This is a genomic window from Flavobacterium zubiriense, assembly GCF_041729725.1.
Taxonomy (GTDB): Bacteria; Bacteroidota; Bacteroidia; order Flavobacteriales; family Flavobacteriaceae; genus Flavobacterium; species Flavobacterium zubiriense.
Window position 1 is genome coordinate 1 of record NZ_JBCFQL010000017.1, and the last position, 16,717, is coordinate 16,717.

Here is a 16,717-nt window from a genome sequence, read left to right on the forward strand (position 1 = left end):
TTAATCTCCGCAGATTCATTCATATAATGTAAATTTATAAAATCTGTAAACAAGTCAGATTTTATAAATTTTCCCACAAAGAAAAGCGGATAGTCTAAAGTAGAATTTATTTGTTGAGCCATAAGTCAAAATTAAAATAAAAATTAATGTTTGACCTATGTTTAACCTATGAAAACAAAAAAGCCTCTACATTGCTGTAAAGGCTTGATTTTAAAAGTGGTCCCACCTGGGCTCGAACCAGGGACCACCTGATTATGAGTCAGGTGCTCTAACCAGCTGAGCTATAGGACCAGTTAAGAGGTTGCAATATTACTACTATTTTTTGGTTGCTCCAAATATTTTTGACTTAGTTTTTTATACTACTTTAATATTAGAAAAAGTCTCAGCAGAAACGTACTGATTATTAGAATTGTACCATTCTAATAATAATCATTTAATATTTTGGCACAATTCTATCAAAACACCATTAGTAGTTTTTGGATGTAAAAAAACTACCAATTTATTATCTGCTCCTTTTTTAGGAATTTCATTCAAAATAGTAAACCCTTCTTTTTTTAGTCTTTGCATCTCCTCTTCAATATTATCCACTTCAAAAGCAATATGATGGATCCCTTCTCCTTTTTTAGCTATAAATTGAGCAATAACACTATCTTCAGAGGTTGCCGCCAAAAGCTCTATTTTATTAGTATCACTTTTAAAAAATGAAGTTAAAACCCCTTCGCTTTCTACTTCTTCTTGTTTATAGGGAGCAACGCCTAATAATTTCTCGAACAATGCATTCGAAACAATCATGTCTTTTACAGCAATACCTATATGATCTATTTTTTTCATTTGACTAAAATATTATTGATTAACATAGGTATTAAAATAACCACATTCTCTAATCACATCCTGATAATATTTAGTATCTGAATATTCATTTTGCAAAAGCTTAAATCCATTCCAGGCTAAAAAATTCACTTTATCTCCATAATAACTCCAGTAATCTTTATTTTGAAAATAATACCTATCATTGTAAAAATCATTTCGCTCGCATTTTGCTAATAAATAAATACATTTTGCTTTTTGCTCTTTGTTGGTTGCAGCAGCTAAAGCCTTTTGATAATACATTTTCGAAACTGAACAATCCACAATCATTTTTTTAATCGATTCTCTAAAATAGGTCGGACTAGAACCATAACCTACAATACTGATTTCATAAAACGTTCGCGCATTACCAAAATGAGAAATGTTATAAAAAGCGTTACCTAGCAACAAACTATTATTATAAACATCTTCATTTTTAGCTACTTTATCCTGCATTTCTTTTATTAAAGTTAAAAATTGTATTTGAGTAAACTTTCTTTTTTGATAAGCCGCATGCTCACAGTCGTGGCAATCTTTTATGTTTCCATTAAACGAATTTCCTAATAAAATATAATGCTGTATGCTATCTGTTTCTTTCATAAAAGCAATCGCTTCAGGGATTTTATTAGCAAAAGTTGCTTTTACTGCTTGAAAAGCACTAATGTCTCTTAGTTTTAGCCCATAAATACTTTCGGCAATTTTTTCCATCTCTGTCTTATTCGACTTTAACAGAAAACCTTTCATTGCTTGCAAGTTTTGTTCCTTATCATAAAAAGAATTTTGCTTTCCTGTATAATCGTAATTGGATAGCGAAAACAACTCAGCCATAACCTCATTTTTTTGTGTTTCATACAAAGAAGACAAATACGTCTTACTCCAACTAGACGCATTTTGGTAACGAAAATCTTCTAGATTTTTATTTGGCAGTTCGTGGTATAACCAATTCAAATCTTTTAAAATAGTTTTTTCGGAAGCAGAATTAATCTGTGTTATTTTATTCAAATTATTTACAAATCGCAACAATCGCAACTGACTGGAAGCTAATTCTGTTTTTGGTAATTGGGTTTCAACAGCAGCATAAATTTCATCTGCTTTAGTATAATTTCCATTCAAAGTTTGTAAATATCCCAGAGCTACACTCCACAAATACGGTTCGTTCGTGCTATTTGAAGCAGCAATTTTCGAAACTAAATCAAAAGTAGTGTGATCCAATTTTGATTTTTGCAGTTTTTTATTTTCGGCAACAGATTTCTCCTTGTAATTCGGTTGCATTTTATTTTCCTGATTATTAATTAATCGAGTCAATAAATAATTTAGATGTTCGCTTGACGGATCTAATTCGAAAATTTTAGCAATTGCCGTTTCTTCATCTTTATAATAGCCATGAATAGCCCAAAGTGCCGCTTTTTCGGGATTGGTTTTTGCCAATGCTAAAGATTGATTCCAATCGGCCTCATCCTGCGGGCGAAAACTATATGCTGCCACAACACGCATTTCCGGACATTTATCAAAAACCTGGCTGTACAAATAATTAGAAGTGGAATAATTTTTTTGCTTATGATGAATCCCCGCCAAATAACTAACTGCTCTATAATACAAAGTGTTTTTAGGAACTGCAGCCGCAGTCTTATTAAAAAAATCGATGGCTTTTTGCTTATCGTCACTATAAAAATAGGCTTTGATGGTTTGAAACCAATACCTGTTTTTTAGAAACACATCTTTTGTTTTATTGTATTTATTTTCAAGTTCATCAATTATTTCCAAGTTCGCAAAACTCTTGTAAACAACTGGATCATAACTCCAACTATTTTCTACAACAGAAACATCTTCAACATGCTGAGCCAAATACAAAAAGTTGATAAACTCTTTAGTCTTTGCATCTTTCAAATCTATTTTTGAAGCAAAACCTATAGAAGATTCATTTTTATTCTTGGTCTTAAAAAAGAAATACAATTCCTCAACCTTAATCTTTCTATTATTATCCAATAAAAAAGACTTAACCTCGTCAGGATTCATTTTGTCTTTTAAATACAATTGCCAGTCAGATACAATTTGATCGTTAAAACGCGAGTTATGTTCGTCATCAAAACCAATTTTATAAAAAACTTCTCCCGACAAAAACAACGGCGAATAGGATTTGTCCACAAAAATCTCTGGTGTAAAATTAGAATTGTAATACCAATCTTCAAACCAGTCACCACCACCACAAGCATAAATCACACTGTAAGTAAACAATAATACAGTACTAAAAACAAGAAACAACTTGTTCAAAAATAGTTTTTTCATAATTTTTTATATTGAATTCGTCTAAGTCGTAAAAAATAATTTCTTTAGGTTGTACTGCTGAATTTTCGCTTAAATCTTCCGCCATTTCCTTTAAATCCTTCTTCGAAATGGCTTCAATTTTTAATTCATCTCCTTTTTTATAAAAAGTTCCATTTCGATAATTAGAAGTAGTGACAACAAAATTTGTTTCGTCTTCTAACGTAAATTTTTTATCTTTTTGTAAATCTAAAACACTCATTTTACTTCGCAATCCTATTACTTTATTATTTCGAATATGAATTCCCCAGGAATAAATAGGCAAAGCAAAATTTAGAGCCAACGGATATTTTTTCAAACTTTTAATATAACGTTCGGCAATGCTTCTGTCGTATATTGAATTTGGAGCATTTACAGCAATATTTCCCATATTATAATACATCAAAACTCCCGAATCTACATTCGGAATAGCAGTTTTTTCGAAATATTTAATTTGGTGCAAACGAATGGTAGCCGATAATTTTTTATTCGACATTCGCTTGAAAGCTTCCATAAATTGCAAATAATTATCCTTGCTATTCAACGTCCAATCGCAATCTATTTGAATTTCATTGCACGAAAATCCGTTTTTAGTATTTATTAGATTTACAAAATCGAAAGTTTGTTTAGCTAATTTCTCAATATCTAAATTAGACTTTAACATCACTTTATTTTTGATAAAAACTACTGGAACAATTTCCTTTATATTTGGTTTTTCGAGAAAATGAATCGGACTTACCGGAAAAGCTTCCTCTGTTTTTGGATGCAAATCAATATCAAAATACCGTATGTAAATTTTTTGAACCGCATTATCTTCTACTGTTTCTTTTTCTAATTTCGACAAAGAAAAATTAGTTTTCCAATAATAGAAAGAAACAACAGGATGCTCTTTTCGACTACACGAAACAGTAAACAAAAACAACATCAGATAAAGAAAATATTTTTTCAAAAAAGAGGAATTAAAATAAGCCTAACAAATGTAAGAAATTCAATCAAACTAACTAGAGTAAATTCAAATTGGATTCCCAATAATTCGCTAAAAAATTTCGCTTAGCGAAAATATAATCGTTATTTTGTACAATTAAATTTTCATTATAATCATGTTGAAAAACACCTCAAAATACATTTTATTTTTATTCGCAGTTTTAATTTTTAGTTGTGCCAAAAGAGGAAGTATTACTGGCGGACTAAAAGACACCATTGCTCCAAGTTTAAGAACAAGTTTCCCTGAGAATTTCAACACTAATTTCAAAGACAAACAAATCAAATTAGAATTTGACGAAATTGTAATTCTAAAAAACATTAGAAAACAATTAGTGATTTCGCCGCCAATGAAAAATGACCCGTTAATTTTACCTACAACTGCCAGCAAAATCATTACTATAAGAATCAAAGATACTTTGGAACCCAACACAACCTACAGTTTTAATTTTGGACAAAGTATAACGGATAATAATGAAGGAAATCCATTAAATCAGTTTAAATACGTGTTTTCAACTGGAGATTACATTGACTCTTTAGCCATTGGTGGAAAAGTAAAATATGCTTACGAAAAAGAACCAGAATCCTTTATTTCGGTAATGCTTTATGAAGTGAATGATGCATATAATGATTCTATTATTTACAATGATCCTCCAAGATATATAACCAATACTTTAGACAGTTTAAAAACCTTTCGTCTGGAAAATCTTAAAGCAGGAAAATATAAATTAATTGCTATAAAAGATCTTAACAGCAACAATAAGTTTGATCCAAAAACGGAAAAAATTGGTTTTATCAAAGATTTTATTACTGTACCAAACGACACTTTATACGAAATAGAATTATTCCAGGAAAACATTCCTTTTAAAGCGTTTAAGCCAACTCAAGAAACAGCAAACAGATTATTGATGGGCTACGAAGGAACAATAGCAGACACGAATTCTATACCTAAAATCACACTTAAACACAACAACGATATACTACCTAACATTGTGACTAAAATGCCTAAAAAAGATTCGCTCCAAATTTGGTACAAACCCATAAAAACCGATTCTTTAAACGTAGAAGTTACTCAAAATAATTACAATAAAATATTTGCTTTAAAAACAAGAAGCCCAAAAAAGGACAGTTTGACAATCAATGCGATAAGCCCTATTAGCTTTAAAGATCTGTTTGGTTTAGAATCCTCAACACCATTGGTTAAATTTGACGAGTCAAAAATCAAATTAATCGATGCTGATTCTACCGATGTAAAATTCACTACCAAGTATGATGTGTTTACTCAAAAATTATTTTTTGATTTCAAAAAAGAAGTTGCTGAAAAATACACGATTAATATCCTTCCAGGTGCAATGACAGATTTTTACGACCAAACAAATGACACACTAAATTACCAAATAAGCACCAAGGAACTAGAAAACTACGGGAATTTAAAAGTAAAATTAGAAAATGTAAAATCATATCCAGTTATTGTCGAATTGCTAAAATCAACTGGAGATGTAGTTGTTAGCGAATATATCGAATCCGATACTGTGATTAGTTTCAATCTTCTGGATCCAGCTCAGTTTTCACTCCGTGCTATTTACGATACCAACAAAAATAAGAGATTTGATCCCGGAAATTTTTTAGAAAATAAATATGCTGAAGAAGTCATTTATTTTTCTGGAGAAATCGATGTTAGAGCTAACTGGGATGTGGAACAATCTTTTGACTTAAGCATTCCCTACACGCCTCCCATCAAAAAAGACGACAAGAACAAGAAGAATACACGATAACATTAAAGCAACTTAAACGAATCTTTATCGTTTAGAAAACCCATTTTATTTCTTGTATCAAGCATTTTTTCTCGATCTAAATCGATTAAAAACACATCTTCAGATTCATTAGGAACCAATATATAATCGCCTAAACAGTCTATTACCTGACTGTGTCCAGAATATTGATGTTCATTCCCATCAACTCCTATTCTATTCACTCCAACCACATAACTCATGTTTTCGATAGCACGGGCTTTCAGTAGTGCGTCCCAGGCATTGATTCGCTTTTCTGGCCAACTCGCCACATACAGTAACAAATCATAATTTTCAGTATTTCTGGAAAAAACTGGAAAACGCAAATCATAACAAACCATAGGGCAAATTTTCCAGCCTAAATAATCTATAATTAGTTTTTTATTACCAGCTGTGTATACCTTGTCTTCGCCAGCCATTGTAAACAAATGCTTTTTATCATAAAACTGAATTTCTCCCGAAGGAAAAACAAACAGCATTCTATTATAAAAATTTCCTGATTCTTCAATAACCACGCTTCCTGTAATAGCCGTTTTTTGGGCTTTCGCCAAAGATTGCATCCACAATACTGTTTCGCCTTGCATGGTTTCAGCAACAGCGCCAGGATTCATAGTGAAACCAGTAGAAAACATTTCAGGAAGAATAACTAAATCTATTTTTTTAGTAATAGCATTGATTTTTTCTTCGAAATAGTTTCTATTCGCTTTTGGGTTCTCCCAAAATAAAGAGGATTGAATAAGTGCGATTTTCATAACAAAAAAGGTTGTTTCACAAAGATACACAAAGTTTCCACAGAGAGGCACAGAGTTTATTTTGTCAAAATCATATGTAAATTTTATTTTACTAATTGATTATTTAGTCCACTTTTATCATTTTTCAAAAATCCTTTTGATCTTATATCAGAATTTAAAAACACCGAGTTCTGCAACATTTTAAGTATCACATTTAAACATACTATAAACAATATCCCTGATTGAAAATAAGTTGTCAAATAATTAAGTTTAGGGTAATAAGACAGAAATAAACAAGTACCCATTATATATACAAAAAACAGAGCAAATTTTATCCTTTCGCTTTTTGTATTAATTTTAATATCTTTTTTATCCAATAATTTCTCTACTAATAAAGTATCAATAACAGTTTGCATTTGCTCTTTTTCTAAAACCAATCCTCTTTGCTTTATCCTTCCCGACTCTAGGATTGAAATATTTACAATATTATAAGATAATTTTTTTTCGATTTTTATATTAATAATAGCATCAATATTTACAACAGGAGATCCTGAACCAAACAACATAGTATTTACTGCTGAAACCAAATAAAGAAAAACAAAAGTTCCACAAAAAAATGCCAAAGCTATATTTCCAACAGAATAGAAATAAATTCCAATAGCTGTAAATAGAGGGATACCAATTAAAAACACCATTAATGTTCTAAAAACATAAGTTACCGATTTTCTATAATCATCAACTAAATTAATTTCGGGAGTTTTACTAAAAACCAGTTTGTCATTAAAAAAATGTACGTATTCGTGTTTTGTTTTTAGAACTATTTTAGGTGTTTCTTTTTCAGATGTAAAACCTAACAATTCATCTGGAGCAACTTCTAAAACAGCTGCTATTCTTTTTAGTGTTTCACCTGTAGGTATTGTTTCGCCGTTTTCAACTCTTTGAACGGTTCGTAATGACAAACCAGCATTTTTGGCTAACTCATCTTGTGATAAAGCTTTTCTTTTTCTTAATTCTTTTACTCCTTGAGCTAAATTTTGGTTTTCCATAAATCAATTGAATATTCCTCCAAAAATAAGCGAAATCTAGTATAATTAATGAAATACTATTATGTCATCTTTACGTCATTTTCATTTATGCAGAGATTTCGGGTGAGGGATAGTAGTGAAAATCCTTTTATGTAATGTAGTGAAATAAAAGATTGTAACGAATAGCCCGACCGATGTCTCGTCTTTTGGGACGACACGAAAGACACCCCAAAATAAAAAAACGCATCCAAATCAATGAATGCGTTTTTTGAACTATAATTTCACTTTAAGACTTTCGACTAAAGACTTTTGGACTATTTTATTATCCTTTCAAACTAGCTGAAAGATATTCTCTGTTCATACGAGCAATGTTTTCTAGAGAAATTCCTTTTGGACATTCTACTTCACAAGCTCCAGTGTTCGTACAGTTACCAAAACCTTCGTCGTCCATTTGGCTTACCATGTTCAATACACGATCAACTGCTTCTACCTGACCTTGTGGTAATAAAGCAAATTGAGAAACTTTTGCAGCAACAAATAACATTGCTGAAGAGTTTTTACAAGTAGCTACACAAGCTCCACATCCAATACAAGTTGCAGCATCAAAAGCAGCATCAGCATCTTGTTTGTTAACTGGAATTGTATTGGCATCGATAGTGTTTCCTGATGTATTTACCGAGATAAATCCTCCTGCATGCTGGATTCTGTCAAAAGAGCTTCTGTCAACTACTAAGTCTTTTACAACCGGGAAAGCAGCTGCACGGAATGGCTCGATAGTAATAGTATCTCCATCCTTGAACATACGCATGTGCAATTGACAAGTAGTAACTCCTCTATCCGGACCATGAGCTTCTCCATTGATGAATAAAGAACACATTCCGCAAATTCCTTCGCGACAATCGTGGTCAAAAGCTACTGGCTCTTCACCTGCATTGATTTGTTGTTCGTTGAATACGTCAAGCATTTCAAGGAATGACATATCAGGTTCAATTCCGTCGATTTTATAATCGACCATTGCTCCTTTATCTTGGGCGTTTTTTTGACGCCATATTTTTAATGTAAGTTTCATACTGTTTTAGTTTGAAAGTCATAAAGTCGAATGTCTAAAGCCTGTAACTTTGGACTAGGGACTTTGGACTAATTACTATTTATAACTTCTTTGAACTAGTTTAATGTTTTCGTAATTCAGTGGTTCTTTGTGCAACACTGCATCACTTGGTTTTCCTTTGTATTCCCAAGCTGCAACGTATGCAAAGTTCTCGTCATCACGAAGTGCTTCTCCTTCTTCTGTTTGGTACTCCTCACGGAAGTGACCTCCACAAGATTCATTACGGTGTAAAGCATCTTTAGCAAACAATTCTCCTAATTCTAAGAAATCGGCAACACGAATTGCTTTTTCTAATTCTTGGTTAAATCCTTTGTCAGTTCCAGGTACTCTTACATCTTTATAAAACTCTTCGCGCAAAGCAGCAATTTCTTCAATAGCTTCGTTCAATCCTTTTTCGTTACGAGCCATCCCTACTTTATTCCACATAATTTTTCCTAATTTTTTGTGGAAGTGGTCTACTGAATGCGTTCCTTTATTATTCATAAATTTAGCAATCAATTCTTTTACACTTTTTTCAGCTTCTTCAAACTCAGGTCTATCAGTAGAAATTTCTCCCATTTTGATATCCGGAGCTAAATAATCTCCAATAGTGTAAGGCAATACGAAATAGCCATCAGCCAAACCTTGCATTAAAGCAGAAGCTCCCAATCTGTTTGCTCCGTGATCAGAGAAGTTAGATTCTCCAATAGAGAAACAACCAGGGATTGTAGTCATCAAGTTATAATCAACCCAAGTTCCACCCATGGTGTAGTGAACCGCTGGGTAAATCATCATTGGTGAAGTATAAGGATCCTCATCTACAATTTTATAATACATTTGGAACAAGTTCCCGTATTTACTTTTTACAATTTCAGTACCTAATTTAGTTACTAATTTAGTATCATTAGCATCTAAACCTTTTACATAAGCAGCTTCTTTTCCATAACGTTGAATTGCCGCAGCAAAATCCAGGTAAACTGCTTCACCTGTTTTGTTAACACCAAAACCAGCATCACATCTTTCTTTTGCAGCACGAGAAGCTACGTCACGTGGTACTAAGTTACCAAAGGCTGGATATCTTCTTTCTAAGAAATAATCTCTATCTGCTTCCGCTAAATCAGTTGCTTTTTTCTTCCCTTCACGAATAGCTTTTGCGTCTTCTAATTTTGCAGGAACCCAGATACGTCCGTCATTACGAAGCGACTCAGACATCAAAGTTAATTTTGACTGATGATCTCCAGAAACTGGGATACATGTTGGGTGAATTTGCGTATAACAAGGGTTTGCGAAGAAAGCTCCTTTTTTATGGATTTTCCAAGCTGCAGTAGCATTCGATCCCATTGCATTAGTTGATAAGAAGAAAACGTTTCCGTAACCTCCAGATGCAATAACAACTGCATGAGCCGAATGTCTTTCAATTTCACCTGTAATCAGGTTACGAGCGATAATACCTCTTGCCTTACCATCAATTTTTACTAATTCTAGCATTTCATGACGGTTGTACATTTTAATTTTTCCACGACCAATTTGGCGGTTCATTGCCGAATAAGCTCCTAACAGTAATTGCTGCCCAGTTTGCCCTTGTGCATAAAATGTTCTGGAAACCAAAGTTCCTCCAAAAGAACGGTTGTCCAATAATCCACCATATTCTCGAGCCAATGGCACCCCTTGAGCCACACATTGGTCAATAATATTAGTAGAAACTTCAGCTAAACGGTGTACGTTTGCCTCACGAGCGCGGTAATCTCCACCTTTTACAGTATCATAAAACAATCTGTAAACGGAGTCACCGTCTCCTTTATAATTTTTTGCTGCATTGATTCCTCCTTGTGCTGCAATTGAGTGCGCACGACGAGGTGAATCCTGAAAACAAAATGCTTTTACGTTGTATCCTAATTCAGCTAAAGTAGCAGCTGCCGAACCTCCAGCTAATCCTGTTCCAACAACAATAATATCTAAATTACGTTTGTTAGCAGGGTTTACTAAATTAATATGATCTTTATAATTTGTCCATTTGTCCGCAATTGGACCATGTGGAATTTTTGAATCTAATGCCATTATAATTGAATATTAATGATTGAAATGATGAAATAAAGCTATAAATACGAATCCTAAAGGAACGATTACAGAAAACCATAATCCAAAATTTTTCATCCCTTTAGTGTATTTGTTATTTGCCCCTACTGATTGAAAAGAAGAACTAAATCCATGTTGTAAGTGTAATGATAACAACACAAAAGACAAAGAATACAAGCCAGTACGTACCGGACTTACAAATTTCTCAGCTAATTCATGAGCATATCTTGTCTCATCTGCTGGTCTAAACTCTACATACTTATAAACTATCTCTGGAAACCAGAAATCATAAAAGTGTAAAGCTAAGAAAGCTAAAATAACTGAACCTGAGATAATCATGTTACGAGAAGCCCAACTTGCATTAGCAGCGCCATTGTAAGTTGCATACGCTATTGGTCTTGCTTTTTTGTTTTGAATATCCAAAACAAACCCCATGATAAAATGAAAAACAACTCCCAAGATAAGTATCGGTTGCAATACAAACTGAATCAAAGGATTGGTCCCCATGAAATGAGAAATTGAATTAAAAACATCAGCACTAAACACTGAAGTCATATTAATAAAAAAATGCTGTGCTAGAAACAACATCAAAAAAAGTCCTGAAAGTGCCATAGCTACTTTTTTTGCTATTGACGATTTCAATAATCCAGATTTTGCCATAATATTTTAGAATATAATTTAAAAAGTACACAAAAATAAAGTAATTAGTAACGAACTACAACCTTTTCGTTCTTATTTAGAAACATTATAAAGTTTTAATGCAAAACATCCGAAAAGCTACAGCAAAAACAATTTAAAAAACTAACTATCAGTACATTAACAAAAATTAAACTAAAAGAAACAGCAAAATTCAGTAAATAAACAAATCAACAATAATCATTCAAAAGCCTAAAAAATATACATTTAATAATTTTTAGAATAAAATGCTTTTAAATCAGCAAAAAACACAAAAACACACTATTTTGTGTAGTTAAAAAAACAGCAATTCAAAAGGGGCATTTATCTTTGTAAATTCTAAAAAAATGAAAATGAAAACAGGAATTGACGCACTATCATTTGACGTAGCTAAATTACATTTACCCATAAAAACATTGGCTGAAGCCAGAAATATAGAGCCAGAAAAATTAGAAAAAGGTTTAGGATTAATCCAAATGACTTTGCCAGATGCGCATCAGGACAGTGTTGTTTTTGCAGCAAATGCTTTAACTAAACTGATTCAAAACAACGAACTTAACTTAACTGAAATTGCTCGCATTTATGTGGGAACCGAAAGTGGTATTGATAACGCAAAACCTATTGGTTCATTTCTAGTGGATTTAATGGAGCAAAAATTTGGCGAAAACACTTTAGCCGAATGCGATGTTGTCGATTTTACTTTTGCCTGTATTGGCGGTGTCGATGCGATGCAAAATTGCCTTGATTTCATCCGATTAAATCCTGATAAAAAAGCAATTGTTGTAACTACTGATATTGCAAAATACGATTTGAATTCCACTGGCGAATACACCCAAGGCGCGGGAGCAACAGCCATGTTAATCACCACAAACCCTAGAATTATTGCTTTCGAAAATAATTGGGCAACTAATACAAAAGGTGTTTTTGATTTTTTCAAACCACACAGAACCCTTTCAAAAGAAACCATAACCGGAAACAAAAACAACGAAGCCTGGTTTGATCATTTAGAAACCGAAATTGAAATTCACAAAGACCAACCTGTTTTTGACGGACAATATTCGAACCAATGCTACATGGACAGAACACGTAATGCGTATTTCTCGTTCAAGAAACTTAAAGAAACTTCGGCTACATTATATAATTCCTGGAACAGTATCATCATGCACCTGCCTTATTCATTTCAAGGACGCAGAATGTTATCTGAAATATATGCGCTAGATGCCGAAAATTCGATTATTTCTGGGGAAGAAACTCCTGCAGAATACCAAAATAAGTTAAAGGAAACCAGCAAAACTCAGGAATACAAAGACTTTGTTGATGAAAAATTAATGCCTGCCGAATTGGCTTCTTCTCTGATTGGAAACTTATACACCGGTTCTATGTTCATGGGATTTTTGTCAACTCTGGCGCATTTTTACGATTCGAAAAAAGAAATTGCTGGTAACACTTTTGGGTTTATGGCTTACGGAAGTGGTTCCAAATCAAAAGTATTTGAAGGAACCATTCAGGAAGAATGGAAATCAGCAATTTCAGATGTTGCTCTTTTTGAAACCTTAGCTAAAAGCTTTGAGATTGACTTTGACACTTATGAGAAACTGCATAAAAAAGAACAAAAACAAAGCATACAAACACCAAAAAACGAATGGATTTTAGACCGAATTGAAAAAGAAATTCCAAATCTTATTGGTGCACGTTACTACAAATGGATTGATTAAAAACCACAACCGCAAATTCGCAAATTATTTTTAAAAAATGTCTTTCTATTCTTTACGGAAAATTTTTGCGGTCTTTGCGGCTAATATATTTTAGCCGTATTAATAGCTATAAATTTACGAATTTGCGGTATTATTTACCTCATCATAAACTACGCTATAGTCTTTTTAAACTGGATTGTTTAGATTTGTATTTCAAAACTTTTTCAAATGAAATACCATCAAATTGACCGCCAATTATTTATAAAAAATCGCAGCAAATTTACCGCTCAAATGAAGCCTAAAAGTGTAGCGGTTTTTAATTCGAATGATATTTATCCCGTAAGCGCCGACAGCACTTTGCCGTTTGCACAACACCGCGATATTTTTTATTTAAGCGGAATCGATCAGGAAGAAAGTATTTTACTTATTTTTCCAGATGCCCCTTACGAACACCAAAAAGAAATGCTATTCCTGAAAGAAACCAGCGAATTAATCGCTATTTGGGAAGGTGCTAAATTAACTAAAGAAGATGCTTTTGCTGTTTCGGGAATCAAAACTGTACATTGGTTGCAAGATTTCGAAAAAGTTTTGGCCGAATTAATGTCGTATTCAGAGACTATTTATATCAATACGAACGAGCATTATCGCGCTACAGTTGCAACTGAAACCCGAGAAGCGCGTTTTGTAAAATGGTGGAAAGAGAAATATCCCGCTCACGCTGTTGCCAAAAGCAATCCTATTTTGCAACGGCTGCGTTCGGTAAAAGAAAGTGAAGAAATCGATTTGATTCAGCAGGCTTGCAACATTACCGAAAAAGGCTTTCGACGTATTCTGGAGTTTGTAAAACCCAATGTAATGGAATACGAAATCGAAGCCGAATTCATTCACGAATTCATTCGCAATCGTTCCAAAGGTTTTGCTTATACACCGATTATTGCCTCGGGAAATAATGCGAATGTGTTGCATTATATCGAAAACAACAAAGAATGCAAAGCGGGCGATTTGATTTTGCTAGACGTTGCCGCCGAATATGCTAATTATTCCAGCGATTTAACCCGAACCATTCCTGTTTCAGGTCGTTATTCCGAAAGACAAAAAGCAGTTTACAATGCCGTTTTAAGAGTAAAAAATGAAGCTACAAAAATGCTGACTCCCGGAACACTTTGGAAACAATACCACAATGAAGTGGGGAAAATAATGACTGCTGAATTGCTTGGTTTAGGACTTTTGGACAAAGCCGATGTGCAAAATGAAAATCCGGATTGGCCAGCTTACAAAAAATACTTCATGCACGGCACTTCGCACCACATGGGATTAGACACCCACGATTACGGACTTTTAACCGAACCCATGCAAGCCAACATGGTTTTTACCGTAGAACCCGGAATTTACATTCCCGAAGAAGGTTTCGGAATTCGTCTGGAAGATAATGTGGTCATCCATCCTACAGGCGAGCCTTTTAATTTGATGAAAAATATTCCAATTGAAATTGAGGAAATTGAAACGATTATGAATGCCTGATTTAGAGAATAGAAAATAGAATAGAGAAAATAGACGGTTTACGAAAGTGAGCCGTTTTGTTTTTATTATTTCTAACTCGTTGGGTGAAATTGTTTTTGGATATTAAATTTTCGTCAGTTCGAGTGAATTTTCAGAAAACGCGACAGCTTTTTCGGAAAATTTGTATCGAGAAGAAGAAAATATTGAATAGAAAACGGTTCTCGATACATTTTTCGCTTCATTTCATTACGCAAAAAACACTACCATTGACGTTTTTGATAATTTCACCCAACGGGTTATTTCTAAAAAAATACTACCATTTTTTGTACGGTAAAAACTTGCCATCAAGGGTAATTTTAATACGATCGCCTTTTGGATTTTCTTCTTTTTCTATGTCCATCGTAAAATCTATTGCACTCATTATACCATCGCCTGCTTTTTCATGAATGACTTGTTTTATGGTTTCGCCATAGACCAAAACAATTTCGTAAAGTCGGTAAATTAAAGGATCTGTTGGAGGCATAATAGCCGTTACTCCTTTTTCAGGAAAAATTTGCAGGGCTTTTTCAACTGTTGCATCTAAATCGAGGATTTCGCAGATTATTTTAGCCTCAGTTGCGTCAAAAGTATTTTGTCCTAAAATTGCCGAAGTAGTCCAAACTATATTTCGATTGATCGCCTGAGCGATATGCTGGTAGGTGATTTGTTTTTCTTGTTTGGCTTCGATAACCATTGCTGTGCAAACTTCTCTATTCATGTTTGTTTATTTAGAATTATACATTTTTAATAAAACTAAGAAACAAAACATAAATCAACAATAAATAACGAGAATTAAACCCAAAAACAACTCAAAAACATATTTTTTGTTGCGAAAAAACCAATTTTTAGCATCAAACAAAAAATCCCTTAACAATGGTATCGTTAAGGGATTTTTTTATTTATTATTTGGTTTTTTATGCTCCAATTTTTGCAATTTGCACATCTAATTCGAACTTTCCAGTAGCTTCGTTTTCATTGATTAATTCGAAAAGCTCTAAAGCTCTACGAGCATTTTTTTCTTCTTCTCTTTGCTCAGCAACATACCACATCATAAAATCTTCTGTAGCATAATCATTTTCGGCTCTACATTTGGCAATAACTTTATTGATTGCCTTAGTAACTGCAATTTCATTTTGTAAAGCGATTTCGAAAACTTCTCTTAAAGAAGCAAACTCTTGTTGCACTTCTGGAACCGAAGGGGTTACTGCAATGCCGCCCATATCAGTGATGTATCGAAACACTTTTAAGAAATGCTCACGCTCTTCTTCGGCTTGTTTGTATAAATATCCAGCTGTATTTTCATAACCGTTTCTATCCAGCCAAGCTGCCATTGCTAAATACTTGTTAGAAGCTTCGCTTTCAATTTTAGCTTGTAAGTTTAATATCTGTTCAATCCCTTCAGTTAATGAAGTATTGGTTCTTAGTAAATCTTTCATGACCATTTAATTTTATACTGCTAAATTATAAAATTTAAAGCAATCAGGCTATATTACTGAGGAATTTGTATTTATTCTAAGTAAATCTAGACTAAGTTTATCGTTAATACGTCACAAAGCATGGAATGTAAACTCAGGGTGAATTTTGTTCCGTTTAGTAATTCTCTTAATTGCACTATTTCGCAAATGTTAAGCTTACGAGAGAAGTTTCTTTTGGTAGTTTCAATCAATTGAGCGTCCGATTGATCGGATAGATCATAAAGCATATTCAAAATATCGACACTATTTACTTTTCTTTGAAAAATCAAAAAATCTTGAATTTTATAAGTCGAAACGGTATCTACAAAATTGATAATGATACAATTAGTTACATCACATTGGTAACTATAGCCTTTTTCAGTTTCGAATAAAACGGTATTTGTCAAATTACTCACTGGATTCATATTGATAAAATAATAGACTGCAAATTTAAAAAAATTTAATTAAAACCCCACCTAATTAAGACTTATTTAAAATAACAACTTTCCTTATTAGCG

14 protein-coding genes and 1 tRNA gene are annotated in these 16,717 nt (G+C 33.1%); 3 read left to right on the top strand and 12 right to left on the bottom strand.

What is annotated here, in order from left to right; genetic code table 11:
- Nucleotides 1–217: 217 nt before the first annotated feature.
- The 4 genes from AAGV28_RS14295 to AAGV28_RS14310 all read right to left on the bottom strand — a co-directional run bounded on the left by AAGV28_RS14295 (nt 218) and on the right by AAGV28_RS14310 (nt 4,096).
- A tRNA-Ile gene (locus tag AAGV28_RS14295) sits at nt 218–291 on the bottom strand.
- A 138-nt stretch (nt 292–429) separates the two neighbouring features.
- Nucleotides 430–831, bottom strand: a complete 402-nt coding sequence (mce, locus tag AAGV28_RS14300; RefSeq protein WP_373407434.1) for a methylmalonyl-CoA epimerase — start codon at nt 829–831, stop codon at nt 430–432.
- A gap of 12 nt (nt 832–843) precedes the next feature.
- The gene (locus AAGV28_RS14305) at nt 844–3,132 is read right to left on the bottom strand and encodes a hypothetical protein (RefSeq protein ID WP_373407435.1); all 2,289 of its coding nucleotides are present in this window, start codon (nt 3,130–3,132) and stop codon (nt 844–846) included.
- Complete coding sequence (locus AAGV28_RS14310; protein WP_373407436.1) at nt 3,092–4,096, bottom strand: hypothetical protein; 1,005 nt, start codon at nt 4,094–4,096, stop codon at nt 3,092–3,094. The genes AAGV28_RS14305 and AAGV28_RS14310 overlap by 41 nt, the downstream gene beginning before the upstream one ends.
- Before the next feature lie 151 nt (nt 4,097–4,247).
- Here AAGV28_RS14310 and AAGV28_RS14315 point away from each other — a divergent pair, with 151 nt between their 5' ends.
- A complete protein-coding gene (locus AAGV28_RS14315; RefSeq protein ID WP_373407437.1) occupies nt 4,248–5,903 on the top strand; it encodes an Ig-like domain-containing domain in 1,656 nt (551 codons plus the stop codon).
- A gap of 2 nt (nt 5,904–5,905) precedes the next feature.
- Here the strand turns inward: AAGV28_RS14315 and AAGV28_RS14320 are convergent, their stop codons facing one another.
- From AAGV28_RS14320 to AAGV28_RS14340, 5 genes are all read right to left on the bottom strand, one after another.
- On the bottom strand, nt 5,906–6,670 hold the full coding sequence (locus AAGV28_RS14320; protein ID WP_373407438.1) for an amidohydrolase: 765 nt from the start codon (nt 6,668–6,670) through the stop codon (nt 5,906–5,908).
- A gap of 83 nt (nt 6,671–6,753) precedes the next feature.
- Nucleotides 6,754–7,695 carry a helix-turn-helix domain-containing protein gene (locus tag AAGV28_RS14325; RefSeq protein WP_373407439.1) on the bottom strand — a complete coding sequence of 314 codons (942 nt, stop codon included), beginning with the start codon at nt 7,693–7,695 and terminating at the stop codon, nt 6,754–6,756.
- Nucleotides 7,696–7,996: 301 nt separating this feature from the next.
- Nucleotides 7,997–8,743: a succinate dehydrogenase/fumarate reductase iron-sulfur subunit gene (locus tag AAGV28_RS14330; RefSeq protein WP_373407440.1), complete on the bottom strand. Its 747-nt coding sequence runs from the start codon at nt 8,741–8,743 to the stop codon at nt 7,997–7,999.
- Nucleotides 8,744–8,818: 75 nt separating this feature from the next.
- A complete protein-coding gene (locus tag AAGV28_RS14335; RefSeq protein ID WP_373407441.1) occupies nt 8,819–10,819 on the bottom strand; it encodes a fumarate reductase/succinate dehydrogenase flavoprotein subunit in 2,001 nt (666 codons plus the stop codon).
- Nucleotides 10,820–10,831: 12 nt separating this feature from the next.
- Nucleotides 10,832–11,497: a succinate dehydrogenase cytochrome b subunit gene (locus AAGV28_RS14340; RefSeq protein WP_373407442.1), complete on the bottom strand. Its 666-nt coding sequence runs from the start codon at nt 11,495–11,497 to the stop codon at nt 10,832–10,834.
- A gap of 368 nt (nt 11,498–11,865) precedes the next feature.
- On the opposite strand from AAGV28_RS14340, the gene AAGV28_RS14345 reads away from it, so the two are divergent.
- Together AAGV28_RS14345 and AAGV28_RS14350 are read left to right on the top strand one after the other, a co-directional pair.
- On the top strand, nt 11,866–13,227 hold the full coding sequence (locus tag AAGV28_RS14345; protein WP_373407443.1) for a hydroxymethylglutaryl-CoA synthase family protein: 1,362 nt from the start codon (nt 11,866–11,868) through the stop codon (nt 13,225–13,227).
- Nucleotides 13,228–13,434: 207 nt separating this feature from the next.
- Nucleotides 13,435–14,727 carry an aminopeptidase P family protein gene (locus tag AAGV28_RS14350; protein WP_373407444.1) on the top strand — a complete coding sequence of 431 codons (1,293 nt, stop codon included), beginning with the start codon at nt 13,435–13,437 and terminating at the stop codon, nt 14,725–14,727.
- Nucleotides 14,728–15,019: 292 nt separating this feature from the next.
- On the opposite strand, the gene cynS is transcribed toward AAGV28_RS14350, so the two are convergent.
- The 3 genes from cynS to AAGV28_RS14365 form a co-directional block, all read right to left on the bottom strand.
- Entirely contained in the window at nt 15,020–15,463 is a 444-nt protein-coding gene (cynS, locus tag AAGV28_RS14355) for a cyanase (RefSeq protein ID WP_373407445.1), read from the bottom strand.
- Nucleotides 15,464–15,659: 196 nt separating this feature from the next.
- Nucleotides 15,660–16,181: a ferritin gene (locus tag AAGV28_RS14360; RefSeq protein WP_373407446.1), complete on the bottom strand. Its 522-nt coding sequence runs from the start codon at nt 16,179–16,181 to the stop codon at nt 15,660–15,662.
- Between the two features lie 86 nt (nt 16,182–16,267).
- Nucleotides 16,268–16,615: a hypothetical protein gene (locus AAGV28_RS14365; protein ID WP_373407447.1), complete on the bottom strand. Its 348-nt coding sequence runs from the start codon at nt 16,613–16,615 to the stop codon at nt 16,268–16,270.
- Nucleotides 16,616–16,717: the final 102 nt, after the last annotated feature.